General features: G+C 44.4%; 27 protein-coding genes and 1 riboswitch. Of the genes, 20 read left to right on the top strand and 7 right to left on the bottom strand.

All coding sequences use genetic code 11. The annotated features are described in order from the left end of the window. Positions 1 to 34: 34 nt before the first annotated feature. Entirely contained in the window at positions 35 to 367 is a 333-nt protein-coding gene (locus tag ACFQWC_RS12575) for an IDEAL domain-containing protein (protein WP_299745718.1), read from the top strand. A gap of 86 nt (positions 368 to 453) precedes the next feature. Here ACFQWC_RS12575 and ACFQWC_RS12570 read toward each other — a convergent pair whose 3' ends face one another. Together ACFQWC_RS12570 and ACFQWC_RS12565 are read right to left on the bottom strand one after the other, a co-directional pair. Continuing rightward, the gene (locus ACFQWC_RS12570) at positions 454 to 810 is read right to left on the bottom strand and encodes a hypothetical protein (RefSeq protein WP_377107640.1); all 357 of its coding nucleotides are present in this window, start codon (positions 808 to 810) and stop codon (positions 454 to 456) included. Then, a complete protein-coding gene (locus ACFQWC_RS12565) occupies positions 807 to 1,049 on the bottom strand; it encodes a DUF2651 family protein (RefSeq protein ID WP_377107638.1) in 243 nt (80 codons plus the stop codon). The genes ACFQWC_RS12570 and ACFQWC_RS12565 overlap by 4 nt, the downstream gene beginning before the upstream one ends. Positions 1,050 to 1,318: 269 nt before the next feature. Between ACFQWC_RS12565 and ACFQWC_RS12560 the strand changes: the two genes are divergently transcribed. Next, entirely contained in the window at positions 1,319 to 2,257 is a 939-nt protein-coding gene (locus ACFQWC_RS12560; protein WP_299745727.1) for a ring-cleaving dioxygenase, read from the top strand. Between the two features lie 241 nt (positions 2,258 to 2,498). On the opposite strand, the gene ACFQWC_RS12555 is transcribed toward ACFQWC_RS12560, so the two are convergent. Beyond that, on the bottom strand, positions 2,499 to 2,723 hold the full coding sequence (locus ACFQWC_RS12555) for an IDEAL domain-containing protein (RefSeq protein ID WP_282137216.1): 225 nt from the start codon (positions 2,721 to 2,723) through the stop codon (positions 2,499 to 2,501). Between the two features lie 245 nt (positions 2,724 to 2,968). Beyond that, positions 2,969 to 3,166: riboswitch (cobalamin riboswitch) on the top strand. A gap of 175 nt (positions 3,167 to 3,341) precedes the next feature. On the opposite strand from ACFQWC_RS12555, the gene ACFQWC_RS12550 reads away from it, so the two are divergent. From ACFQWC_RS12550 to cntE, 18 genes are all read left to right on the top strand, one after another. After that, a complete protein-coding gene (locus ACFQWC_RS12550; RefSeq protein ID WP_377107635.1) occupies positions 3,342 to 3,566 on the top strand; it encodes a hypothetical protein in 225 nt (74 codons plus the stop codon). After that, positions 3,567 to 4,682 (top strand): citrate synthase, encoded by a 1,116-nt coding sequence (mmgD, locus tag ACFQWC_RS12545; RefSeq protein WP_377107633.1) that lies wholly within the window; start codon positions 3,567 to 3,569, stop codon positions 4,680 to 4,682. It abuts the gene before it with no gap. Positions 4,683 to 4,784: 102 nt separating this feature from the next. Continuing rightward, positions 4,785 to 6,218: a 2-methylcitrate dehydratase gene (gene prpD / locus ACFQWC_RS12540; protein WP_377107631.1), complete on the top strand. Its 1,434-nt coding sequence runs from the start codon at positions 4,785 to 4,787 to the stop codon at positions 6,216 to 6,218. A gap of 18 nt (positions 6,219 to 6,236) precedes the next feature. Beyond that, positions 6,237 to 7,151, top strand: a complete 915-nt coding sequence (gene prpB / locus ACFQWC_RS12535) for a methylisocitrate lyase (protein WP_377107629.1) — start codon at positions 6,237 to 6,239, stop codon at positions 7,149 to 7,151. Between the two features lie 105 nt (positions 7,152 to 7,256). Then, positions 7,257 to 8,972 carry an acyl-CoA dehydrogenase family protein gene (locus ACFQWC_RS12530; RefSeq protein WP_377107627.1) on the top strand — a complete coding sequence of 572 codons (1,716 nt, stop codon included), beginning with the start codon at positions 7,257 to 7,259 and terminating at the stop codon, positions 8,970 to 8,972. 15 nt (positions 8,973 to 8,987) lie between these two features. Beyond that, positions 8,988 to 9,875, top strand: coding sequence for an NAD(P)-dependent oxidoreductase (locus ACFQWC_RS12525; protein WP_377107625.1), 888 nt, complete (start codon positions 8,988 to 8,990; stop codon positions 9,873 to 9,875). 16 nt (positions 9,876 to 9,891) lie between these two features. Next, complete coding sequence (locus ACFQWC_RS12520) at positions 9,892 to 11,346, top strand: CoA-acylating methylmalonate-semialdehyde dehydrogenase (RefSeq protein ID WP_377107623.1); 1,455 nt, start codon at positions 9,892 to 9,894, stop codon at positions 11,344 to 11,346. An 88-nt stretch (positions 11,347 to 11,434) separates the two neighbouring features. Beyond that, entirely contained in the window at positions 11,435 to 12,220 is a 786-nt protein-coding gene (locus ACFQWC_RS12515; protein ID WP_377107621.1) for an enoyl-CoA hydratase-related protein, read from the top strand. A 14-nt stretch (positions 12,221 to 12,234) separates the two neighbouring features. Next, positions 12,235 to 13,305 (top strand): enoyl-CoA hydratase/isomerase family protein, encoded by a 1,071-nt coding sequence (locus ACFQWC_RS12510; RefSeq protein WP_377107619.1) that lies wholly within the window; start codon positions 12,235 to 12,237, stop codon positions 13,303 to 13,305. Between the two features lie 421 nt (positions 13,306 to 13,726). Further along, the gene (locus ACFQWC_RS12505) at positions 13,727 to 14,575 is read left to right on the top strand and encodes a histidine racemase CntK family protein (protein ID WP_377107617.1); all 849 of its coding nucleotides are present in this window, start codon (positions 13,727 to 13,729) and stop codon (positions 14,573 to 14,575) included. Continuing rightward, positions 14,575 to 15,381: an SAM-dependent methyltransferase gene (locus tag ACFQWC_RS12500; protein WP_377107615.1), complete on the top strand. Its 807-nt coding sequence runs from the start codon at positions 14,575 to 14,577 to the stop codon at positions 15,379 to 15,381. Before ACFQWC_RS12505 ends, ACFQWC_RS12500 begins: the two co-directional genes overlap by 1 nt. Beyond that, a complete protein-coding gene (locus tag ACFQWC_RS12495) occupies positions 15,378 to 16,694 on the top strand; it encodes an opine metallophore biosynthesis dehydrogenase (protein WP_377107613.1) in 1,317 nt (438 codons plus the stop codon). The genes ACFQWC_RS12500 and ACFQWC_RS12495 overlap by 4 nt, the downstream gene beginning before the upstream one ends. Before the next feature lie 42 nt (positions 16,695 to 16,736). Continuing rightward, positions 16,737 to 18,329, top strand: a complete 1,593-nt coding sequence (cntA, locus tag ACFQWC_RS12490; protein ID WP_377107611.1) for a staphylopine-dependent metal ABC transporter substrate-binding lipoprotein — start codon at positions 16,737 to 16,739, stop codon at positions 18,327 to 18,329. A 45-nt stretch (positions 18,330 to 18,374) separates the two neighbouring features. After that, positions 18,375 to 19,307, top strand: a complete 933-nt coding sequence (opp1B, locus tag ACFQWC_RS12485; protein WP_377107609.1) for a nickel/cobalt ABC transporter permease — start codon at positions 18,375 to 18,377, stop codon at positions 19,305 to 19,307. Beyond that, entirely contained in the window at positions 19,308 to 20,198 is an 891-nt protein-coding gene (cntC, locus tag ACFQWC_RS12480; protein WP_377107607.1) for a staphylopine uptake ABC transporter permease subunit CntC, read from the top strand. A gap of 6 nt (positions 20,199 to 20,204) precedes the next feature. Beyond that, positions 20,205 to 21,011 (top strand): staphylopine uptake ABC transporter ATP-binding protein CntD, encoded by an 807-nt coding sequence (gene cntD, locus ACFQWC_RS12475; protein WP_377107605.1) that lies wholly within the window; start codon positions 20,205 to 20,207, stop codon positions 21,009 to 21,011. Position 21,012: 1 nt separating this feature from the next. Continuing rightward, positions 21,013 to 21,759, top strand: a complete 747-nt coding sequence (locus ACFQWC_RS12470; RefSeq protein ID WP_377107603.1) for an ABC transporter ATP-binding protein — start codon at positions 21,013 to 21,015, stop codon at positions 21,757 to 21,759. Between the two features lie 38 nt (positions 21,760 to 21,797). Then, on the top strand, positions 21,798 to 22,997 hold the full coding sequence (gene cntE / locus ACFQWC_RS12465) for a staphylopine family metallophore export MFS transporter CntE (RefSeq protein ID WP_377107601.1): 1,200 nt from the start codon (positions 21,798 to 21,800) through the stop codon (positions 22,995 to 22,997). Between the two features lie 102 nt (positions 22,998 to 23,099). On the opposite strand, the gene ACFQWC_RS12460 is transcribed toward cntE, so the two are convergent. The 4 genes from ACFQWC_RS12460 to ACFQWC_RS12445 form a co-directional block, all read right to left on the bottom strand. Further along, positions 23,100 to 23,894, bottom strand: coding sequence for a sporulation protein (locus ACFQWC_RS12460; RefSeq protein ID WP_377107599.1), 795 nt, complete (start codon positions 23,892 to 23,894; stop codon positions 23,100 to 23,102). Between the two features lie 788 nt (positions 23,895 to 24,682). After that, entirely contained in the window at positions 24,683 to 24,805 is a 123-nt protein-coding gene (locus ACFQWC_RS12455; RefSeq protein ID WP_377107597.1) for a hypothetical protein, read from the bottom strand. Positions 24,806 to 24,864: 59 nt separating this feature from the next. Then, a complete protein-coding gene (locus ACFQWC_RS12450; protein ID WP_377107595.1) occupies positions 24,865 to 25,260 on the bottom strand; it encodes a M67 family metallopeptidase in 396 nt (131 codons plus the stop codon). Positions 25,261 to 25,274: 14 nt separating this feature from the next. Further along, positions 25,275 to 26,102: a hypothetical protein gene (locus ACFQWC_RS12445; RefSeq protein ID WP_377107592.1), complete on the bottom strand. Its 828-nt coding sequence runs from the start codon at positions 26,100 to 26,102 to the stop codon at positions 25,275 to 25,277. Between the last annotated feature and the right edge of the window lie 27 nt (positions 26,103 to 26,129).

Below are 26,129 nucleotides of genomic sequence, written 5' to 3'. Positions count from 1 at the left end.
AAATAATATTACAGTTGAGAAGGTGAAAAAGTATATGTCTAACCAGCAATCTATTTTGAAAATTGGGGATTGGGTCAAAGGGAAATTACTTACTGGTGAATTGGTCATCGGCTATATAGAGAACCTTGATACCAAAGGGGGAGCCGTAAAAGCGAAAATCGTGACCAGTGACAATAAAACCATTGAAGGAAAAAGCATTCCCCTGTTAAACAGACAGGTGAATAAAATCCCTGATGCACACGTCACAAATAAGGAGCAGATACAGTTCCTCATTGACCTTGCCTTGGAAACAGGGGATGAAGAGTGGTTCTTAGAACTGACTGCTACGTTGAACTCCATGAGGGAGCTTGCAGAGGGTGTAAAGTGAATATCTTGAAAAAAAGCTGAAGAATAGGATTCTTCAGCTTTTTCTGTGGGTGCCTACAAAGAAGATTCGACACTAATGAAGGGCTGCTATCTCTGTTTGTTAATGACCAATCCTGATAAAACCAGCACGATCATTGTGCATCCCCCAAACACACCAGCATACAGATAAGGCATGACGATATCACCCAGATCCCTTATAGGTTCGGGTGGGACTAAACTTATTCCAAAGGAAGCAAATAATATATAGAAAAGACCGGTACCGAAAGAAATCAAAACGATATCTTTTCCACTCCATTTTTTCTTCCTTCCATAGAAAAGAAAAACAGCGGTCGTGATAAAGAGTGACCATGCAAAAGATACCCACAGCCCGGCCACCGTCCGAATGAAAATAAACGAGAGTAATAAGAGTAAACTAAACAACATTCCAGAAAGAAAATTCTTCATATTGCCCCCTTGTTTTCTTTAAAGATCTTAACCACTAAGCCTGAAAGAAAAGCTAAACAGGTATACACAAAAACCCATACCAGGAACGAATCATTGAATACAGTAAAAGTGGCAACAAGCGTCGTTAGAAAGACCACCAGTGGTGAGACCAGGATGTTTTTAAAGAGGTAATAACCAACCATACCGACGATCATCGAAAGGACCGGAAATCCTAATAAAATCATGAATACAATATCCAAGAGCTGTCACCATCCTTTTAGTGTAATTTTACACAAAAAGGATATATTTATCAATTGCATCTTTTCAATCATTTTATGTAACGAGGTCATGACTAACCAACATGAAAACAAGTTGACTTCAAAATAAATACGATATATAATTATCTCATATTCAAGATATTTTAAATTGAGATTTATTTTTTAACTGTATATCTCGAATTCGAGATAATAATCAAAGAATACGAATCTACATTATCGATAACATTAACTTTAATAGGAGAGTGAATGAAATGAACAAACAAACAATGGGGATCCATCATATCACCGCCATCGTCGGACATCCGCAAGAAAACGTAGATTTTTATTCTGGCGTCCTTGGCCTGCGCCTGGTAAAGCAAACCGTCAATTTCGATGACCCGGGTACGTATCATTTGTATTTCGGGGATGAAGGCGGGAAGCCGGGTACGATCATCACATTCTTTCCATGGGCTGGTGCCTATCAAGGCAAGATCGGGGACGGGCAGGTGGGAGTGACATCGTATGTCGTTCCAAAAGGCGCAATGGGCTTCTGGGAAGAGAGACTCGAAACGTTCAGTATTCCGTTCACGAAAATGGAACGATTCGGTGAAGAGTATTTGGAGTTCGATGATCCACATGGACTTCACCTGGAAATCGTGGAACGGGAAGAAGGAGAAGCAAATACCTGGACGCATGGAGGGGTGACACCTGAAGTTGCCATCAAAGGTTTCGGCGGTGCGACTCTCTTATCGTCTCAACCGAATCAAACGGCTGATCTATTGGAAAACGTCATGGGGCTCGAACTCGTCGGGGAAGAAGGAGATTTCAAACGCTTCCGTTCACCTGCTGATATCGGTAACATCATCGACCTGAAATTAACCCCGATCGGACGCGGTCAGGCAGGCGTCGGCACCGTTCATCACATTGCCTGGCGTGCAGTCGATGACAGAGACCAACTGGAATGGCAAAAGGTCGTGGCTGACAATGGATACCGCGTCACACCGGTACAGGACCGCCAATATTTTAACGCAATATATTTCCGGGAGCACGGTGAAATCCTGTTTGAAATCGCAACGGATCCTCCCGGGTTTGCACATGATGAATCCCAGGAAACGATGGGGAATAGCTTGATGCTTCCGGAGAGATACGAGGCTCATCGGGAGCAAATTGCACGGACATTGATTCCGATTGAGGTTCGGGAACTGGATTGAGAGAAGGACGGTTCGCATGCTGAGGGCAAGTGGACCGTCCTTTTGGTTATTATAATGAAGAAATACCACAACCTGGCATGATTACGGGAGTGGAAAATAATTTATTTGGGATAAAACATCGGCACGCCGGGGGCAGACCGCCGTATTCGGTGCAATCATAAAAAACAATGCCCCTGCCAAAATCAGCAAGAGCACTGTTCCCATTAGAAACCAACTGGCTTATTTATATCTTATGAATCGTTTATACTGTTACATCCTTTTCCTCGTGATCTTTACGGATCTGATTTAACTCCTCCGTCAGCCGCAGGAATTCCTCTTTGTTTCGATCACGTAATGATTGGTCGATTTTCTGTTCGAGTTGCTCTTTCCGGAATGTTAGCAGGGCCTTGTCCAAAATCATTTCTGCAAAAAGAGAGTCTATGCCGGGTACCTCGGACTGTGGTGAATTTAGCAAATACTTCTTCATGAAAAATCAACTCCTTGACCTTTTTTCTATTATACTAACCATTGTCTCAATATTCAAACATTTTAAACGAAAAAATTAAATTATTTCAAGGAAAGGAGGTTGCAAACCAGTTACATTAAGGTTTTGTTAAGTTTGCTAGATTTGTAGTAACGTCTAAAAAAACTCCAGATTTCAAAAGGAAAATATATCAATTAATAAAATTGTTTGTAATTTTTAGAAATATTTGATATGTTTGATTGGAAAACTGAATACGTGTAGAAGCAGGTGTAGAGGGATGTGACGATCCTCTACTTAATAGGGAAGTTCGGTTAGAGTCCGACGCTGTCCCGCAACTGTAATTGGGAGCGATTCGAAAAAGCCACTGTCTTTAGAAATTTGAAGATGGGAAGGTTCGGAGAGTGATGATCATAAGTCAGGAGACCTGCCTGTTTCAGCACACATCAATACCTACGAGGATAGGGGGTGTTAAGTGCGAACGAGTGATCAACATTTTTTGTTTTGGCTTTTTGGGGTAACAGAAAATGTTTATTTAAGCATCAGTTCGATCTTAACAACTTCTTTTTAGAAGTTGTTTTTTATTGTCGATTTTTAAACAAGACGGATTCGAGGTGAACTTCTTTGTATGGAACAGTTGAGTATTTTACCGATTACTTCAAAACGTGCATTATGAACAACTTCAGTGGAGAAAAGCCACTTATGCTTCCTTCTAATTATCAGCGATTGACAGAAGAAATCATAATGCGGATAGAAAAAAGAGAAGAAAAAGAAGTTTGTCTGAGCAATCTTGAAAGGGCTTACAACAAAATAAATGATGAGTTATTTGGAGATAGGAGGAAGAGATGATTGGAAGCTAAAGAAAAATTTTTCCCCGGACTTGATGGTGTTGTTGCAGCAGAAACAAAGATCTCGTTTTTAGATACGGTACAAAGTGAAATTGTCATCCAGGGTTATGACCTTATTAAACTATCACAATCTAAAGAGTACATGGATATTGTCCATTTACTGCTGGAAGAGAGTTTACCTGATTCTGCAGAGAAAGAAGCGGTGGAAAAGGTGTTGAAAGGTGAATATGAAATACCTGGGGAACTGATTGAAATATTCAAACAGCTTCCTGGAAATACACATCCCATGGATGGGCTTAGAACAGGAATTTCAGCTCTTGCAGGATATGACAACAAACTCGATGATCGTTCATTACCCGTGAATAAAGGGCGGGCTTATCAACTTCTTGGAATGGTGCCCAACGTTGTGGCGAATAGCTATCGAATCATTCAACAAATGGAGCCGATCCGTCCAAACGAAGATCTATCATACAGTGCAAATTTCTTTTACATGATCACTGGGCGAGTCCCTTCTCTACTGGAAGAAAAGATATTTGACCGCTCTTTAGTCCTTTATAGTGAGCATGAGATGCCGAATTCCACTTTCACGGCAAGGGTGATCGCGTCTACTCATTCTGATTTATACGGTGCCTTAACCGGTGCGGTGGCTTCCTTAAAAGGGAACCTGCACGGAGGAGCGAATGAAGCGGTTATGTACATGCTTAATGAAGCAGGCAGTGTGGAAGCATTTGAAGAGTTGCTCGAAATGAAAATGATGAAAAAAGAAAAAATCATGGGGTTTGGGCATCGCGTGTATATGAAGAAGATGGACCCGAGGGCATTAATGATGAAGGAAGCGTTAAAAGAACTATGTGATTTAAAAGGCGACCACCTTTTATATGAAATGTGTGAAGCTGGTGAGAGAGTAATGGAGAGAGAGAAAGGAATCTATCCGAATCTTGATTATTATGCAGCTCCGGTCTATTGGATGTTGGGGATACCGATTCCACTATATACTCCAATCTTCTTTAGTGCCAGAACAGTCGGACTTTGTGCGCATGTTATTGAGCAGCACGCCAATAATCGACTCTTCCGTCCGCGAGTACATTATACAGGCGAGCGACGTGTATTTAATTAAACAACTGGGGAGTTGTAACGTCGTCCGCCTGATGCAAATGGATATTTTGGCGAATACCCATTTATATCATAAATAACTTTTAACAGAAAAGGAAGGTATCTCATGTTGAAAACGAACGAAACGACGAAAACCGATGTGTTATTGGAAGAAATAGCCGATTACGTATTAGATAGAGACATCACAAGTACGGAAGCATATGAAACGGCACGCTATGTATTGTTTGATACGCTTGGATGCGGAATTCTTGCTTTGAAATACCCGGAATGTACGAAGCTTCTGGGACCTGTCGTACCCGGGACAATTGTACCGAATGGGACTCGAGTGCCAGGTACATCGTTCGTCCTTGATCCTGTGAAAGGAGCATTCAACATAGGGTGCATGATCCGCTGGCTGGATTACAATGATACGTGGCTCGCTGCGGAATGGGGACATCCATCTGACAACCTTGGAGGCATTCTTGCTGTAGCGGATTATGTAAGCCAGGTACGGATTTCGGAAGGGAAAGAACCATTACAAGTTCGGGATGTGCTCGAAATGATGATCAAGGCCCACGAGATTCAGGGAGTACTGGCCTTGGAAAATAGCTTGAATCGTGTAGGTATCGATCATGTTCTATTTGTGAAAATCGCAACGACAGCTGTTGTAACGAAGATGTTGGGTGGATCTCGTCAGGAAATCATTAATGCGTTATCGAATGCATGGATTGACAATTCAAGCTTGCGAACATACCGACATGCACCCAATACAGGCTCGCGAAAATCCTGGGCAGCAGGAGACGCAACAAGCAGGGGCGTTCACTTGGCAATGATGGCTGTCAAAGGCGAGATGGGCTATCCAACCGGACTTTCAGCACCTGGATGGGGATTCCAGGATATACTCTTCAATAAAAAAGAATTGGTACTGGGCCGTCCACTTGAATCGTATGTAATGGAAAATATACTGTTCAAAGTATCTTATCCGGCAGAATTCCATGCACAGACAGCAGCTGAGTGTGCGGTAAAGCTCCACCCATCAGTGATTAACCGACTTGACGAAATCGATGAAATCAGGATCATGACCCATGAATCAGCTATACGCATCATTGATAAAACAGGTCCTCTTCATAATCCGGCGGATCGCGATCATTGTTTGCAGTACATCACAGCCATCGGATTGCTTAAAGGCGATATCAAAGCGGAAGATTATGAAAATGAAACAGCCCTGGATCCAAGAATTGATTCCTTGCGTGAAAAGATGACCGTGGTAGAAAACAAACAATACAGTGAAGATTACCTTGATCCGAGCAAGCGCTCAATCGCAAATAGTGTGCAAATTCGTTTCACAGATGGATCCGTTACCGAAAATGTAGAATTAGAGTTTCCATTAGGACACCGATTCAGAAGAGACGAAGCGATTCCAAAGATTAAGGAAAAATTCATGAACAATATCAAGACCCACTATTCTAGCAAACAACAGAGATTGATTGAAGAAGCCTGCTATGACAGGGACACATTAGAAAACATGAGAGTGAATGAATTTGTAGATTTATTCATTTAGAAATGGAGGATGGCCAAGATGGCATGGATTGTAGACCAACCGTTAGCACAAACAGAGCTTGCCGACCAATTTCAAAAAATTATGTCCAGTGAATCCATTTTGCAAATACCTGGTGCTCATGATGCGATGGCTGCCCTCATTGCAAAGGAGGCCGGTTTCTCAGCGCTTTATTTATCGGGAGCCGCTTATACAGCAAGCAGGGGACTCCCGGATCTTGGGATGCTGACGTCAACTGAAGTTGCAGAACGCGCCAAAGACCTTGTTCGTGCTACTAATTTGCCGGTATTAGTCGATATCGATACGGGATTCGGAGGATATCTGAACGTAGCACGTACGGCTAGAGAAATGGTGGAGGCCCATGTAGCTGCGGTTCAATTGGAAGATCAGCAATTGCCTAAAAAGTGCGGACATCTAAATGGGAAACAACTCGTATCTCCGGAAGAGATGGTTCAGAAGATCAGGGTGATCAAAGAGGTGGCTCCTTCATTAATTGTCGTAGCGCGTACGGATGCTCGCAGCAGTGAAGGACTGGAAGGTGCGATTGAAAGAGCGGCTATGTATGTAGAAGCAGGTGCCGACGCAATCTTCCCTGAAGCCCTTGAATCGGAAGAAGAGTTTCGACTGTTCCGGAACCGAATCCGAGTTCCACTTCTTGCTAACATGACAGAGTTCGGGAAGACCCCTTACCATACTGCTGAAGAGTTTCAGGACATGGGTTTTCAGATGGTCATTTATCCTGTGACTTCATTGCGGGTGGCGGCGAAGGCATATGAACGGATGTTCCAGCTGATCAAAAAAGAAGGCACTCAAAGAGAAGGAATCCAGGACATGCAGACAAGAAGCGAGTTATATGACACCATTTCCTATTATGACTTTGAAAATCTGGATAAAGAAATCGCAAAGACTCTCCTAACCGATGAACATAAATCGTAAAGCACAAATGGTAAAAGGGAATCGTGATTCGCATCTATTGTAGGATGTAATCGATTCAACGCTTTTGGTAAATAAGCATAACAAGTCAAAGCGAGGAGGAAAGGGATGGGCGAAGCAGAACTTCAAGCTAGTGAACGTTTTTTTACTCATCATGGAGAGGAAGATGAAGTATTTACTCCGGAAGATTTTAATGAGGAAGGTCATCTCATATCGAAAACAACAGAACGATTCGTCAAAAACGATGTAATTCCCTTGCTTGATTCGATTGATCAGCATGATTATGCCAACGTTAAAAAATTGTTTAAAGGAGCAGGGGAGCTTGGCTTGCTCAGTATTGAGGTTCCAGAATCGTATGGTGGCCTGTCACTGAACAAAAAACTTTCAGGGCTTGTAGCAGAGAAGATGGGATTTGGAGGTTCGTTCAGCGTATCCTTTAATATTCATGCAGGCGTAGGTACACTTCCATACGTATATTATGGAACAGAGAAGCAAAAACATATGTACCTGCCTAAGCTCATATCGGGAGAATGGATTGGAGCCTATGCCTTAACGGAACCTGATGCAGGATCGGATGCACTAAATGCTAAAACGACTGCAGTGTTGAACGAAGAAGGGACATCCTGGCTGTTAAATGGTGAAAAACAGTGGATAACCAACGCACAAGTGGCGGATGTCTACGTCGTCTTTGCCAAAACCGGTGACGGCATGACTGCCTTCATTGTAGAGAGGTCTTTCAATGGGGTTTCAGTTGGCCCAGAAGAGAAGAAGATGGGGATAAAAGGATCTTCGACCGCCACTTTAATCTTGGAAGATGTCCATGTGCCGTCACAGAATGTCCTGGGAAAAGTTGGGCAGGGACATCATGTAGCGTTAAACATTTTAAACATGGCGCGGTTGAAGCTCGCCTTCTCAAACATCGGTACATCGAAGCAGGCACTGAAGCTTGCAGTGGGCTACGCGAAACAGCGTAAGCAATTTGGTAGACCAATCATCCGTTATTCCATGATACAAGAAAAGATTGCGGAAATGGCGATTTCGATTTATGGGGCAGAGAGTGCCGCATACAGGACGGCTGACAGCTTAGACCAAGTGCTGGACTCTGCCGCCCCCTTAGATGATCGATTGAGAGAACTCGCACACTACGCAACCGAATGTGCAATCAATAAAGTAAACTGCTCCGAAGTTCTTGACGGGATTGTAGATGAGGCCGTACAGATTCATGGTGGGTATGGATACATGCAGGAATATGAGGTGGAAAGACTTTATCGGGATGCACGGATAAGCCGGATTTTCGAAGGAACCAATGAAATAAACCGACTGACGATTGCTAAGCTTTTGATCAAAAAAGCATACCAATCTGCCGATTCAAGGAAGGAACACCTAATCCATAAGCATATAAACCGAAATCAGGAATACATCCACTTGTCTAAAATGCTTCTCGACAAATCTTTGAGAGCACTGACACATTTCCACATTAATATCCAGCAGGAGCAAGAATATTCCCGTTTGCTCGCCAACATGATGAAAGAAATCTATGTGATGGAATCTGCGTTCATTCGCACAGAAAAAGCCACACAAAAGAACGGGATAGACAAAGAGCTATTGAAAACGAACATGACGAACATCATCTGTGAAGAGGGTTATCGAAGAATGGAAGAGATGACAGTCTTGATCTTATCGGGAACAGAAGCAGATGAAGCCCGCAGAAAAGGGATACTGGATGAAATCAAAAGCCTTCCTGTTCCCCTTTACAGAAATCTGTTTATTCAAAAGCGGGAAATCGCAGAACGCGTGTCTGAACATGAAAAATATATCGTGTGAACGGAGTGAAGTCTTGTGAAAAAGATCGGATTTATCGGTTTGGGCAAAATGGGTCTACCTATGTCGCAAAATTTGCTTCTGTCTAACTTTACAGTGTATGGAATGGATCTGAATAAAGAAGCTGAGTTGTCCTTTCTTAAATCGGGAGGTACGGTCGGCGTATCGCTTGATGAGATGGTTGAACGATGTGATGTAATCCTGACAAGCCTTCCATCGACAAACGCAGTGGAGGAGATTTTCCTGGGGGAAAAAGGACTCGTTAACATCTCGGGTCCAAGTGTTATGCTCATCGATACGAGTACGGTAGCTCCAGAACTGAATAGCCGGATAGAAGAGGCGGCTAAGAAAAAGGGTGTGGAATTTCTGGCGGCACCAGTCAGCGGGGGTGTAGTAGGGGCAGTAAATCGAACACTCACTTTCATGGTCGGTGGTGTAAGGTCTGCCTTCGATAAGGCACTGCCTGTATTCAACGCGATGGGTGAGAATATATTTCATGTGAGTGAAAAGATCGACAGCGGTACAAATACGAAGCTCATCAATAATCTACTGATCGGATTTTATACAGCGGGTGTAAGTGAAGCCCTCCATCTTGCTAAGAATAGTGATCTTGATCTTGAAAAATTGTTCGAGATGCTCAACGTCAGTTATGGACAGAGCAGAATCTACGAGCGCAATTATAAAAGTTTCATAGCTGATGATACGTATGAGCCCGGTTTTTCTTTAAAGCTGCTGAGGAAGGATCTCGGGTTTGCTCTTGGACTTGCCGAAAAAAACAACGTGGAACTGCCGGTCAGCAAAATTCTCTTAGACCTATATGAAGAAGCTGAAAAGAACGGTTACGGGGAAAAAGACATGTCCATCCTATACAAAAAAATTAGTGAAAAGACGACAACCATTTTATAAGAAGGGGTGAGAATAGATGATTACAACAAATATTAAAAAAATGCAGAACAACATCAACGGAGAATGGGTAGATTCTACCGGAACGGATGTTGAAGAAGTAATCAATCCTGCGAATGGAAAAATCATTGCCTATGTACCTCTATCGACGAGAACGGATGTCGATCACGCCGTACAGGCCGCTCAAAAGACGTATGATACTTGGTCATTAGTCCCTGTGCCGAACCGGACAAGACTATTATACAATTACTTAAGGGTTCTTCAAGAACAGAAAGAGCAATTGGCTGAAATCATCACGATGGAAAATGGAAAAACGCTAAAGGATGCTCGTGGAGAGGTTCAGCGAGGGATAGAAGTCGTTGAGCTTGCGACTGCGACCCCTACTCTAATGATGGGAGAGTCACTACCTGGGATTGCGGATGGAATTGATGGTTCGATTTGGCGTTATCCATTAGGAGTCGTCGCAGGAATTACACCTTTTAACTTTCCGATGATGGTACCACTTTGGATGTTCCCACTTGCGATTTCCTGTGGAAATACGTTTGTTCTGAAGGCATCAGAAAAAACTCCGATCCTAGCAGGTAAACTTGTAGAGCTGTTCTATGAATCAGGTTTCCCTAAAGGTGTCCTTAACCTCGTACACGGAGCAAAAGACGTGGTGAACGGTTTACTGGAGAACGAAGACATCAAAGCCATTTCTTTCGTTGGTTCCGAGCCTGTGGCAAAGCATGTTTACCAAACGGGTACAGCTAACGGAAAGCGTGTCCAGGCACTTGCCGGGGCAAAAAACCATGCTGTAGTCCTATCGGATTGCCAGCTTGAGAAGTCGGTTCAAGGCATTATCGGTGCCGCGTTCGGCAGCAGTGGAGAACGCTGTATGGCGTGCTCAGTCGTTGCAGTCGTAGATGAGATCGCTGATGAGTTTATGGAAATGCTCGTTTCTGAAACACGCAAGCTGAAAACAGGAGACGGCAGGTCAGAAGATAACTTTGTAGGTCCCTTGATCCGGGAAGTCCACAAAAACCGTGTGCTCCATTATATTGACACCGGGGTAAGAGAAGGGGCTTCATTACGAGTGGACGGACGGGATCCTGAAGTAGGGGAAGGATACTATGTCGGGGCGACCATTTTCGACCATGTGAAACCGGATATGAAAATATGGCAGGAAGAACTCTTCGCGCCAGTATTGAGTGTCGTACGAGTAAAAGACCTTGATGAAGGAATCAAACTCACCAATCAATCCAATTTTGCCAATGGAGCTGTTATCTATACGTCGAGCGGCAAAAGTGTCCAGAAGTTTCGCGATAAAATTGACGCCGGCATGATAGGTGTGAATGTCAATGTGCCAGCTCCAATGGCATTCTTCTCATTCGCCGGAAACAAAGCATCATTTTATGGAGACCTTGGAACAAATGGAAAAGACGGTGTCCAATTTTACACAAGGAAGAAAGTAGTAACAGAACGCTGGTTCTAGACCTGACCGTAGGATCCCTCTATTTGTAGGATATAGGCATTTAGAGGGACCTATTTATCTTGAAATCTTTCAACTGGAGGGGAAAATCTTGAGTTACACATACGCAACGATTAGAAAAGAAAATGATATCACAATGGTCACATTGAACAATCCGCCGGCGAATACATTATCTTCTTCCTGTATCTCCGAATTGCGTTCCCTTTTTCAGGAACTGATCAGGGATGATGAAACAAAAGCCATCATCCTTACAGGGGAGGGCCGTTTCTTCGTTGCGGGAGCAGACATTAAAGAATTCGTATCTAAATTAGGGGATCAGGAACAGGGGGTGGAACTGGCGAAAAATGGTCAGGCTCTTTGCGATGAAATCGAAGGTCTTCAGAAACCTGTCATTGCCGCGATAAATGGGCCATCTCTTGGGGGTGGCCTGGAGTTGGCGATGAGCTGTCATTTTAGAATCATGTCAGATCATGCTACGGTTGGTCTTCCTGAATTAAAGCTTGGGCTGATTCCGACTTTCGGCGGTACACAACGGCTTCGCAAGATAACAGATACAGCAACCTCACTGGATATCATCCTTACAGGGAGGACCCTCTCTGCAAGAGAAGCCGTAGATCTTGGGATAGCTCAGTTAGCTGTAAAAGAAAGTGAATTGTTACAGACGGCAAGAGCAATTGCAACTTCGTTTGTGGAAGGGAAAAGCATGACCAGTGTGATGCGGGCAGTGGAGTGTATTGTACAGGGCAGTAACGTAAGTATGGAAAAAGGATTAGAAAAGGAACGTAGAAGATTTGCTGAGTTGTTTCTGACAGAGGATGCGAAGGAAGGGATTCACGCATTCATCGAAAAACGCAAACCAGACTTCACACATTCATAAAAGGAGGAGATAGAATGTCCGATGAAGTATTGTTTTCCGTTAACCCAAATGGTGTTGCTACGGTTTTTCTTAATCGCCCGAAAGCACTCAATTCTCTATCTCATGAGATGGTCATCACTATCGGTGAAAAATTAAGAGAATGGAAGACAGACAATAGTGTATCAATCGTCGTCATGAAAGGTGCGGGTTCAAAAGCGCTATGTGCAGGCGGTGATATTAAATCACTCTATGAAGCGCGTTTGTCTGAATCCGCACGGCGAAAAGCAGAGAATTTTTTTGCTGAAGAATATGAGGTCGATATGGCCGTGTATCAATTTCCGAAGCCGATCATTGCCTGTTTAGACGGAATCGTAATGGGTGGGGGCGTTGGTCTAACATATGGGGCTAGTCATCGCATCGTAACGGAGCGGACAAAATGGTCGATGCCCGAGGTGAATATCGGTTTCTTTCCGGATGTTGGCGCAGCTTACTTCTTAAATAAAGCTCCCGGGCACGCAGGTCGTTATCTCGCTTTAACAGGCTCGGTCATAAAGGCTCAGGATGTGCTATATATAAATGGTGCAGACATCTACATGGAAAGTGACGCATTAGAACGTTTTATTGAAAAAGTGGAAAATACGGATTGGCGTCATGAGAATATGGATGAAATTCTTGATCAACTGATTGATGAATATAAGACACATTTTTCTAATGAAAGCCATGTTGCCACTATTCAACATGAAATCGATCGGCATTTCGCTTTTGAGACGGTTGAAGAAATCCTTCAATCCCTCGATGGTCAGACCAGCGATTTTAACTTGAATGTGATGGAACTTCTCCTTTCAAAGTCCCCTTTTTCATTGAAGATCACGTTAAAACAAATGATTGACGGCAAACCAAAGACAATGAAAGAGTGCTTTGCAACCGATCTTCTTCTAGCCAAGAACTTCTTAAAACACGGAGATTTTTATGAAGGCGTTCGGTCGGTCCTCATTGATCGGGACCAGTCACCGAATTATGAGTACAAACATGTTTCAGACGTTACGAACGATGTGGTGGATTCATTTTTCAAACCGATTTCTCCTGTTTCAAAATTTGATAATTGATTTAATTCTAGTCATTGAGTAGTTAAAAGAGATGCTTAATTTACTGAGGGACTACCCCCGCTTGGAATTGAAAACGACAAAGCCTAGAGCTAAGGGGGCTGTCTGACTGCAATAAAAGTGAAAATGTAGACGGAATCTGCCTTCCCCTCACTATGTAGAGGGGAAGGTTTCTTTTTGATGCTAGCTAGAAGACCCCCTGATAGAAAACAAGATATGAGGGTAGCACCTTTTTCCTAATTATGCTTAATGGAAAAAATCCGATTGACAGAAGTAAAAAAAAACCATAGCATAATAAAGGTAAATCGTAACTATTACGTTTTAATATTAATCCATATATTTTTTGCGTAATAAATCGTAATGGTTACGAATTAATGGTTTGTCCTTTCAGTATCTTATTATCAAAAGAAGCGGAGGGATCGAAATGATGCAGGAGATCGAGTTTATTAAATTCAACCCGACGGAGAATATGACGGTACTTGTAAAGACCAAACACCTTAAGGAAGAATATCATCAGATAGCGTCAAGGCTGATGGCATATGACAGTTTATATGCTGAGCAGGTGGGGTTCATTGAAGAGTCAAAGAATGCGGGTGCAGATTCCAGCCTGCAAATGGCCGGGGGAGAATTCTGTGGGAATGCCTGTATGTCGTTGGCTGCCTTCGTTGCTTCGGGAAAGGGGCTGCCCCACGGTTATTCGACAACCATCCTGATGGAAGTCTCGGGAACCGACGAGTTGGTCCGGTGTGATGTGAAGAATGAGATGGGCTTGTACCGTTGCAGCATTACAATGCCTATACCCGCAAGGATCAAGATGCAAATGTGGGTGGTGGATGGAGAAGAACTTCCCATTACGATGATCTATTATCAGGAGGCGGTGCACGCTGTATTGGAAGCGGGACAGTTGGACTCTTCATTACGCCGATCGGCAGAAACCCTGGCACGATTGATCAACTCCTCCTATGAGGCCAATCTGGTTGGTGTTTTACTCTATGATCCTGAAACCCACGAACTTGCCCCCCTCATCCATGTACCGGATGTGAACAGCATGATGTGGGAACGGGGATGCGGATCGGGGACCGGATCATTGGGTGCTTATCTCGCATGGAAGCAAAGGCGCTGCATCTCGCTGCAGGTTAAACAGCCTGGAGGGGAAATGCATGTAACCGCAGATTGGGATGAAGGGTCCATCACAGCGGTCAGGATTGAGGGGACCGTCGGGATTGTGGCCGAAGGGAAAGCATTTATACACATGGTAGAGGAGGTTATATGATGAAGGCGGGTAAGACCTTTGAAGCGGATCTGAAGATCTATTTGGAACGATTTGATGAAGCCATTCAAGAGAGCAGCCTTATGGAAGAGGAGGCTGTGGCGTTAGAGGAATTAATCAACGAGTATTCACGATTCATTCTTAATGAAGAGTACATAAAGAGGTGGGATCAGGTAGCGGATCCATACCTGGTAGATCAGTTAAGAAATCTATCCGCCCTATCCGTTGCCAAGATGGAGAAGCACCGGGCCCGGAAGCTGTTGAGGGGTGAAGAAGAGATAGCAAACTACTTTCAAAACATTGAGTCCAGCATTGAAGAGGAGTTCGGGCAGTTTCAGGTGACAGGGGAATCGACTGTACTCCTTGTCGGCTCTGGTTCTTTTCCGATGACACCGCTCCTTATTGCGGGACGCACTGGCGCAAAGGTGATCGGAATCGACATTGACGAAGAGGCGGTCACCCTGGGAAGGCAGGTTGTGAATCGATTAGGCAGGGATTTAAATATTGCACTGGAACTTTCGTTTGTGGAACAGCTCAGAGATCTCAAGGAAGTGACCCATATCATCTTCAGTTCGACGGTTGAAGTGAAATATGACATCATGGATCAGTTATATGAGTTGACCAATGAAGAGGTCGTTGTGTCGATGAGGTACGGGGATGGACTGAAATCCCTCTTCAACTATCCTTCCCGTGAAGTAGATAAGGAGAAGTGGAGAATAGCAGAAAACAGTCTGCGTCCCCAGCAAATATTTGATATCTTACTTTATGAAAAAATTCGTCCTACTTCAAGTCAGGAGGGGAAACGATGAAAAAGGGTAAACGGGTGTTGGTCATAGGCACGGGACCCGCTTCTGTGCAGCTTTGTATGATCGTAAAGAACCACCTGGGATGCGAGGTGGGGATCGCAGGGAGGAATTCCGTCCGGTCGGAATCATTTTTCCAATCGTTAGAGATGAATGGAAATCAGATTCGGGTGTCTGTTCAAAATCAGAAGAATGAGAGATTACAAGGTGAATGCCTGATTGATCATGTGTACCGCGGTCTCGATACGATAAGGGGAGAGTGGGATGTCGTCTTATTGGCCGTCACTACAGACGCGTATCTGGACGTGCTCCACACTATTCCTAGGGAAGTATTCAAAGGCGTCCTGTCCATCGTATTGGTTTCACCGACTTTCGGATCCAATAGTCTTGTGAAGTATGATCTGGCTGACGTTCAACCCGAGGCGGAAATCATCAGCTTCTCTACTTATTTAGGAGATACGAGGTGGATGGAGAGGGACCCTTCTCACCATATCATTACGACGGCGGTGAAGAAGAAGCTCTATATCGGATCGACCCATCGTCAATCGAAGACAATTCAAAACCTGATTTCGTTAGGGCAGGAGCTTGGGGTAGAGTTAGTGCTGACTGAATCCCCATTAGAAGCAGAAACACGTAATATTTCCCTCTATGTCCATCCTCCGCTCTTTATGAATGATGTGACACTGCGGGAGATATTCGGCGAGGGACCTTCCATGAAATATGTGTATAAGCTGTATCCCGAAGGACCGATCACCCAGTATCTGATCCGGGATATCCTCGCTCAATGGCAGGAAATGATGGAAATCCTTAAAAGAGTGAATATCAAGCCACTCAACCTACTCCGATTCATGACGGACGATAACTATCCAGTAAGATTGGAAAGCTTATCAAGGAGTGACATCGAAGGGTTTGAACAGCTGGATAGAATCCACCAGGAGTATTTACTTTACATACGCTATACCTCACTGTTGGTCGATCCATTTTCGACTCCTGACGAGGCAGGAAGGTATTTCGATTTCTCGGCCGTTCCGATCAGGAAGATGTACAGGAACGTAGAGGGAGAGCTGGATATCCCGAGAATGCCTAAGGAAGATTATTACCGGATCAAGATCATCCAGGGAATTGCACGATTCCTGGATGTACCGAGCCCTACCATGGACAAGCTGATCAGGATCTATGAGGACAAGCTGACAGAAGTCGCGGAAGCCCATCATGATCAAAAACTTTCCGAAGCCTTTACCATTCGAAGCTTCGAAGAGGATCTAACGAGGATCACTAGTGAGATGGGAAAAGAGTTGGTTACAAAAATTAAATCGTAATGATTTTGCTTTAAGGAGAGTACAAAAGGAGAGAAAAATAGGATGAAGAAGAGATGGACATTAAGCGTAATGATTCTTTTGATGATGATCCTCACTGCCTGCGGAGCGAAAACAGAAGGTGAACAGGACGCAGATAAGAATGAACTGGTTTATGCGACGGCCAAGGATATCAATGATATGAACCCACATTTATACACAGGGTCTATGGCTGCCCAGGGGAAAGTGTATGAATCATTGGTTGAAAATACAGAGGATGGCATCAAGCCGCTGCTTGCTGAATCCTGGGAGATTTCAGGTGATGGCAAGGTGTATACATTCCATCTTAGGCAAGGTGTCACCTTCCATGACGGGGAGCCGTTCAATGCCGAGGCCGTGAAGAAGAACATTGAAGCGGTACAGCGGAATGCGGAGAAGCACGCGTGGATCAAGCTGTCCACTAAAATTGAGGAGGTTCGGGTCGTTGACGAGCATACGGTGGAACTTGCCCTGTCTGAACCCTATTATCCTGCCTTAACAGAGCTTTCGATGACGAGGCCTTATGTGTTCCTGTCACCCAATGACTTCAAAAATGGAGAAACGAAGGATGGAGTGAATGGTTATCACGGCACCGGACCCTATATCCTCGGGGAACATAAGGTAGACGAGTTCGCCCGCTTTGAAGCAAACGAAGACTATTGGGGAGGGGCGCCTTCCATCAAGGAAATTACAGCGAAGGTGCTTCCTGCAGGGGAGACGACATTCCTGGCTTTACAAAAAGGGGAGATCAACTTTGCCTTCACAGATGATCGCGGTGCAGACAGCCTGAATGTGGAAGCGATGAACCAGCTTGTCGATACAGGAGATCACCAAGTGGAAAGAAGTGAGGCGATGAATACGAAGATGATCGTCGCCAATAGCAGCAAAACGGATAGTCCCGTTACCGAGACGGCGGTTCGTGAAGCGATCTGGTACGCCATTGACCGGGAGACGATCTCAGAAGATATTTTGGACAGGACGGAAACAGAAGCCCATACCTTATTTTCATCCAATGTCCTTTATGCAGATATTGACCTTGAGAAGAGAGACTTCGATGTCAATAAAGCTAAAAAGTTGTTAGAAGAAAATGGCTGGATGTCCGGTGATGATAGGGTCCGTGAAAAGAATGGACGTCCTTTGGCCATGAAGCTTTATTATGACGTCAATTCGCCTTCTCAAAAAACAGAGGCTGAATTCATCCAAAGCTCATTGAAGAAAATTGGCGCAAGTCTTGAAATCGTCGGTGAGGAATCCACATCCATCGCAAATAGACGATCAACCGGTGAATATGAATTATTATTCAATCAAACATGGGGTCTCGCGTATGATCCGGTCAGTACGATCGCGGCGTTCACTTCCGATGCTTCGTACCTTCATACAACCAAAGGCATCAGGCAGGCGGATGAGCTTTATAGGAAAATAAATGAAGTGATGGTGACGACGGACGAAGGAAAGAGGAAAGCACTCTATAAGGAGATTTTGACGATTGTTCATGACGAAGCCGTATTTATTCCGATATCGAATGGCCGGATGACGGTTGTGGCACCTAAAGGTTTAAAGGGGCTGACATTCAAACAAACACAGTTTGAACTGCCATTCGAACAGATGAGACTCAAATAATGAAAAAGGGAGTCGTTACCCTGGATTCCCGAAAGGAGGATTGTCTTGATACGATACATCATTAGAAGACTATTGGTATCGATCCCGGTCCTATTGATTATTTCATTTATAACGTTCGTGTTGATGAGTTTATCCCCCATGGATCCGGCTGAGGTCGTCCTCAAGTCCCAGGGGATACCGGTCATTACGGATGAACTGATGGAAGAGACGAGGAAGGAGTTCGGGTTTGACCGGCCCTTCCTCCTTCAGTACGGGGATTGGCTGATGGACAGTCTCAGGTTGGACTTTGGAACATCTTTTGTCACGGGACAGCCGGTATGGTCGCTCCTTGGACCCGCTTTGTTCAATACAGTGAAGTTGACGCTCATTTCCTCGGTTGCGGTCATGATTCTGTCGGTTCTTCTTGGAGTGATTTGTGCATTGCATCAGGACAAAGCGGTGGATCAGTTTGTCAGGGGTATCTCGTTCTTCTTGACGGCCATGCCTTCCTACTTACTGGCATCTTTATTGATCTGGTATTTTTCTGTGAAGCTTGATCTATTTCCGACGAATGGAATGTACTCCTATACAAGTTATATCCTCCCGGTCCTGGTCATTACCATCAGTTATGCGGGGATATACTTTCGGGTCGTAAGAAGCTCGATGCTCCGTCAACTAAGTGAGGATTATGTACTTTATGCCAGGGCATGCGGCTTGAAAGAATGGCGCGTCACCGCCCGTATCATACGTAACTCTCTGCATGTCGCCATTTCGGTCTTCTGTATGGCGGTACCAATCATATTAGGGAGTACGGTTGTCGTAGAAAGTGTGTTTGCCTGGCCGGGAGTGGGAAGTTTGAGTATCAGATCCATTGTCAGCAGGGACTTTCCAGTCGTTCAGGCGTATGTACTGATCGTGGCTGTGGCATTCGTGATGTTCAATGCCATTTCTGACATCTTGAATGCCGCTGTTAATCCTAAAGTTAGGAATGATCATTAAATGAGACAATTAACGAATTTACATCATGATAAGCTGGCGATGGTATCGTTGATCGTCATTTTCTTGACCCTCCTGTGTGGTCTGTTTGCGCCATTCATTGCTCCACATGATCCTGTGGAAGTCGATATGGGCTTACGATATGCACCTCCTTCATGGGATTATCTGTTAGGGAATGATCATTTGGGGCGCTGCATCTTGTCGAGGATCCTTTTCGGCATCCGGCCGAGTGTCTTGTGGGTCTTGCTCGCACTGGCCATTTCCGTGGTGATCGGGGCGATCGTCGGTTTCCTGTCGGGATATTTCGGGGGAAGAGTGGATGCGTTTCTGATGAGAGTCTGTGATATCATGCTGTCATTTCCCGGATATGTCATGGCCCTTGCCATTATCGGTGTGCTTGGGGTCGGGCTTGAAAATATAATGATTGCCTTTATTGTCACTAAATGGGCATGGTTTGCCCGGGTCATCCGGACTTCGGTCAGACAATTTGCCGAATCTGATTATGTGAGGTATGCAAGGGTCATCGGGGTGGGTCACGGCAGGATCATGCTCAAGCATATCCTGCCTGTGACGTTTGCCGATATCACGGTCATTTCCAGCAGTTCGATTTCCTCGATGATTCTGCAGATTTCAGGCTTCTCCTTTCTCGGATTGGGGGTCCAGGCCCCTACGGCAGAGTGGGGAATGATGCTGAGCGAAGCCCGCTCGGTGATGTTTACAAGGCCGGAGCTATTATTGGCACCCGGTTTCTCCATCATCATCATTGTGATGGCCTTCAATTTTCTCTCAGACTCCCTGCAGGTTGCTTTGGATCCAAGGAGCCGGGGGTACAAGGGTTTCCAGGAGGAACACCCTGTCACTTATCAACGCGGGATCAAGAAAAGAGGTGACTGAAACAAAATGAATATTCTCGAGGTTAACGGCCTGTCCATCGTCGATGACAAGACGGACGAATGGCTTGTGAAGGATAGCTCCTTCCACGTAAAGAAGGGGAGGACACTCGCCATCGTCGGGGAAAGCGGAAGTGGTAAATCCCTGACATGCCGGTCGCTGATGAGGTTGAACCAACCATGGCTGAAAGAAACCGGTACCGTTCTTTTTAAAGGGGAAGATCTCCTAACCCTTTCGAAAAAAGGGATGAGGAAGAAACGGGGCAAACAGATGTACATGATCATGCAGAATGGGATGACCGCATTTGATCCATCACGCGTCATAGGCGTTCATCTACGTCAGGCAACAGCGGAACATTTCAACTGGTCTAAAAGGGAGACGGAACGAAAGCTTAAACTCGCCATTGAAAGCGTCATGATCAAGAATCCTGAAGAAGTGCTCAATACATATCCTCATCAATTATCGGGAGGTATGCTTCAGAGGATCATGATTGCCCTTGCCCTTATCCTCGAACCTGATCTCATCATAGCCGATGAGCCTACGACAGCACTTGATACCATTACCCAGTATGAAGTGGTGAATCAGCTGATCGGGTTACGGGAAAGGATGGGGTGCTCCATGATCTTCGTATCCCATGATTTGGGAGTGGTCCGTCACATAGCCGATGATTTATTGGTGATGAAGGACGGCAGGATCATTGAACGGGGAAAGGCTCAATCGGTTTTCACAGAGCCGGAAAAAGAGTATACGAAATACCTGGTATCCACCCGGAAATCGTTGAGTCACCATTTTAACAGTCAGATGGGGAGTCCTTAATATGCTGAATGCTAATCATGTAAACAAATCATATCAACGTGGAGACCTCTTTACGAAAAAGAGGGTGCAAGTGCTGACCGATGTCAGCTTTGAAGTGAAGCGGGGAGAATGTCTGGGCATCATCGGGGAAAGCGGAAGCGGTAAATCGACACTGGGCCGGCTCCTGATCGGGATTGAAAAGCCGGACAGGGGAACCGTTACCCTAAATGGGGTCGATGTATCGGAGAGGAACCGCCGAATCGGGAAGATCAGCGCGGTGTTCCAGGATTACAAATCCTCCATCAATCCATTTTTTACGGTAGAGCAGGCCATCCTTGAGCCACTCGAGCTGCAGAAGATATCAGCGGATCAGAAGGCCATAAAGGTCGAAGGACTGCTGAGTGAAGTAGGCTTGCCACATACATACAAGCGTAAATATCCCCATGAATTGTCCGGTGGAGAGATTCAAAGGGTGTGCATCGCAAGAGCGATCTCCACGGAGCCCGACTGCATCCTCTTTGATGAAGCCATCAGTTCCCTTGATGTGTCGGTGCAATTACAGGTGTTGAATCTATTAAGGGAACTGAAAGAAACACATAGCATGACCTATGTGTTCATCACCCATGATATTCAGGCTGCCGCCTATATCTGCGACCGCATCCTCATCTTTCGCAACGGACAGGTGGAAGAAATGGTGGAAACGGAACGATTAAAGGATGTTCAATCCGATTATGCGAAACAGCTGTTGCGGGCACTAATCACGTTTTAGTCCCGGAAATCACCAAGAAAAATAGGAGGCGATAGACAGTGAATGGAGCATTATCGTGGCCATTCTTACGACTTTATCTGGTAGTCCTTTGTTATTTCAGTTCCAATGCCATCCTGAATGTGCTCATCCCCCTTCAAGGAAAAGAGTGGGGAGCAAGCAACACGACGATCGGCCTGGTGATGGGGGCATATCTATTTACGACGATGTTCTTCCGGCCGTGGGCTGGTCAGATCATTCAAAAACACGGACCGATCCGGATCCTGCGCATCATCCTGATCCTGAACGGGCTTGCCCTTGTCCTGTATGCCATTTCAGGACTCGGCGGTTATCTCGTGGCCCGGATGCTGCAGGGGGTGGCGACGGCCTTCTTTTCCATGGCCATGCAAATCGGCATCATTGATGCACTGCCTGAGAAAGACCGGTCGCAAGGCATCTCGCTTTATTCTTTATTTTCTTACATTCCAGGAATCCTTGGTCCGCTACTGGCCATCGGAATCTGGCAGGAAGGGATGGATTCATTCGGTTATGTCATGATCGGGCTTGCAGTTGTGACGGGCTTATTTGGGTACAGCGCCAAGTTGGAGACGAAAGAAGATGAACCGGTACCGGTAATAGATGGGAAGGAGGGAAAGATGCTTGCCTCCTTCACTCAACTGGTGAAAAATCCTTTCCTGTTCCGATGCAGCGTACTAATGCTTGGTTCTTCTATCATATTCGGGGCCATCACTACCTTCATCCCTCTATTCGCATTACAAATGGAGAGTGGAAGTGCCGGAGTATTCCTCATGCTGCAGGCTGCAACCGTTGTGTTTGCACGGTTCACCTTGAGAAAACATATTCCATCTGACGGTGAATGGCATGCCCCCTTTGTCATGGGAACCATGCTTCTTCTCGCGCTGGCAGCTCTATGCATCAGCTTCTCTCAATCGTTCGGCAGCGTCTCATTCTATGTGGGGGCTGTCGGAATCGGAATGGCACAGGCGTTGATTTATCCAACTCTCACCACGTATTTATCTTTTGTCCTTCCGAAAGTGGAACGGAATGTCCTTCTAGGGCTCTTCATTGCAACGGCCGACTTAGGAGTTTCCCTAGGTGGGGTGGTGATGGGCCCACTCGCCGACTTCTCGTCCTACTCCTTTATGTATGGAATGTGTGCGATGTTGGGGGGATTAATGATCCTCTTTTCTTTCAAAAGGTCAACTGGGCCAAAGCTGGCCAGTGGGAGAGAATCATGTTAATCTTTCATCCCTGTTTACTGGAGAGGGTGTAACAAAAAACGATCAGGGGGTTCCCATACTTCTGATCGTTTTTTGTTATGATTTTCTTCAGCTATTTACGATTCAAAGAACTTCATCAATAATCTCCTCAAACGTATCACTCACACGGCTTCTGTTAATCAGGATCTCCTGATTGTCGAGGGTCACGCTTCCTCTGTGTTCATCCAAGTTGAATTTTTCTTTAAAGGCAGCCATCGATCCTTTGCTGCGCTTGTCGATTTCGAAATAGATGATGGTTTCATGATCGCCCTGAAGGATGTAGACTTCGAGTTCATCAAGCTTCCGGCTGTATTTCCCGAAAGTTGGGGTGAATTCATATTGCTGCACGAAAGGACGGTTCGTTTTCACCCATGCCGGGGTATTCTGACTCTCCATCTGCTTGAATTTAAATCCGATGACCTTGATGGCATCAATGATGTTTTCATGAACGGTTGAAGGGTCTACAGATACATAATCCCTGTCCTTGGGATCGACGGCATTTTTGATATCGATGCCAGTATCGATCCAGACCGGCGGCACATTCTTCTGCGTTTCAGGGTGTATCATCGTGATCGGCGTATCCAGAGGCACCTGGAATGAGAACGGAATGTGCTTCTTTTCTCCCTTGGATATGGTAAAGGGCTCATTCAGCTGGTGGACTTCCACGACAGCAGGTGACAGTCGGTCGCCGCCTTCATGGCCGTACAGCGTCATCAGCTTCAGGTGGATCGACTCGATTCGTTGATCCGTGCTTCCGCCCTTCACCTCCACGACTCCCTCGAGCATCTCACCCTGCTGAATATAGGCATTCTTCACCTTTGTATCAACCGTCGCGGAACCAATGCCGAAACTGGCAATCACTTTATTGAACATGGACATTTGATTTCATCCCCCTTCTTGTTATTCCCATGGTAGCATAGATTACCAGGTTAAGAGGTTAGGGTGCTTATTTTCAATAAAAAAGTGTTCATGCTTGATGAACACTTCTATCTCTGTGATTGTCACGCCGCCAGAAATGGCGTAACGCCAATCGTAAAGGGAGAATGTGATGCTTCACATTCTCCCTTTAGCCTAAAGTATGAAACGGGTTTCATAGCAAGGGGAATTTGATATTAATAATAAGCATTGCCTGTTGAGTCTTCAGTGAGCATAAAGAAAATTCGACACAGAGGATCAATTAATTGAAAATCGGATTAATAATTCAAATTTCGAATTAACCAAACCACCTTGAAAATCCACTAGCCGAATATGTGATGAAAACCTCAAGTTTGATTAATCGGTGTCATCATGGTGAATACCAAGTTCGCACACCAATCGGTCTGGTGTCTTTGTTTTTAGGGTGTAGTCATTTTTTATACTGAAAAACTGATGTTGCTTCCCATCTTTTATCCCATCCATTTAATTGATTCTTGTCCCCAGGTGGCAGGGGATGAGATGGATTGGATCATGAGACCTTATATAGGAAGGTTCTTACCCTCCTATAAATAACCAAAAAAGGAGTACTTGCAGTGCAAGTACCCAATTGGAGATGTTTGCACTTATACAAGTACATATATTATTATATGGTGCTTTAGAACTAAATGTTACATTGCCTGTAAATAAGTATCATTTATTATCTAAGGAGATAAAGAAAAGCTGCCGGGAAAATGGCAGCCTTTAAAATACTTTCATGACTTTTTACGATTTCCTCCACACCCACAACCTTTTTTATATGCTACTAATTTATTTTTTTTTGTTGTCTTTAATTCAACAACTCTAGGACCTTTAGTAGTCGTTTTTTTCTGGTACACGTTATCATCTCCTTAAGTTTGATAGAATAGTATAAGCATATTTGGAAGAATGGCATGGGCTATGAGATTGGTTCGATCGTAAATAGGTATTCATTCACGTTTCCGTTTGTTACTTTGTACCATTTGGTTTGTGGAGGACTGGTTTTGAATGAAACGATCACCATCATGACAGCCGGATCAGTATGAGATCTGATATCATAGTATGAAGGTTTAGGAGAAGTGGTGGGATGGGTATGATAAATTGCTAAAACTTCTTGATTTAACTCTTCAATTTGTATGAGCGTATTTTCAATAACCGATCTACTGATAAAAAAACGCCGATCGGACTGTAATTCATTTTGTAGCTTCCAAATGGATTTAACTACTTTTTGATTTCCCGACAGAATCCCGCACGCTTCATATGGAAGGCTTCTTTTTCCGTGATCAATCATTTCCTGGTGGACTAATCCTGGCACTATAAAGGGATCAGTCATTCTTTATTTTTAAAAATTGAAAGGATAGATGATGTAAATGATGAATCAGAGCTACTGGTTTCCTGTGTTTGAGGGAGTTTAGCCTCCTGCTTATTTTTTGCAGTTTTTCCCATTTCTCCCGGATCAGTTTGATGATTGGTTTTGTCTTTTTCTAATGAAGCTTTTGGATGATGGTTTACTTGTTGGGAGTTATTTGAGTCAGTTACTGTATCTTTCGCATGTTTCCTGGATTTTGCAGGATGCTGTGTATGTTTTGTACTATGTTGTTGAGATAACTGACTTTGTCTCTTTCGATTTAGGAACTCAGCTTTTGATTCCTGATTTATAGACTGCCAGGAATTATTTGATACTGGTGGGAGATTCATTTTTTTTAATCTATTTTGAACCTGCGACGCTGACCCCTGCATGGATTGAAGCTTTTTAAAGGTGGAAGGCTGCATTTGAGGCTGCTGATTTTGGTGCGTGTGTGAAGGTGGGTTTACTAGAGTTGAATTCTCTACATCTTGTTTTCTCTCTGTTTGTTGCTTCAAGAGTAATGCTTTTAAAGCTGCTATATCCTGCTTTAAGAGGTCAAGTTCCATTTTCTCAATATTATCGATGGGCGCACTGATATGCTCCTGACGCTCTTCACTGTTCTTATACTTATTTTTTGGAGCAACTTTTGCTTCCATCTGCAAATACTGCAATCTTTGTATTTCATCAGCTACTTCTGAAATATCCCTTTGTATCGATCTTATTTCTTCCTTGGTTTCCTTGAATCCCATATTAATCAATTTTATGCAGTAATTAATATCAAAAACTTCAGTATCATTTTTTTCATTCATTTCTCCAAACTCCTTTTCTTTTTTCTT

The organism is Rossellomorea sp. GCM10028870 (genome assembly GCF_042666755.1).
Classification (GTDB): Bacteria; Bacillota; Bacilli; order Bacillales; family Bacillaceae_B; genus Rossellomorea.
Note: the sequence above shows the minus strand (reverse complement) of the source record. Positions and strands in the feature narration are given on the sequence as shown.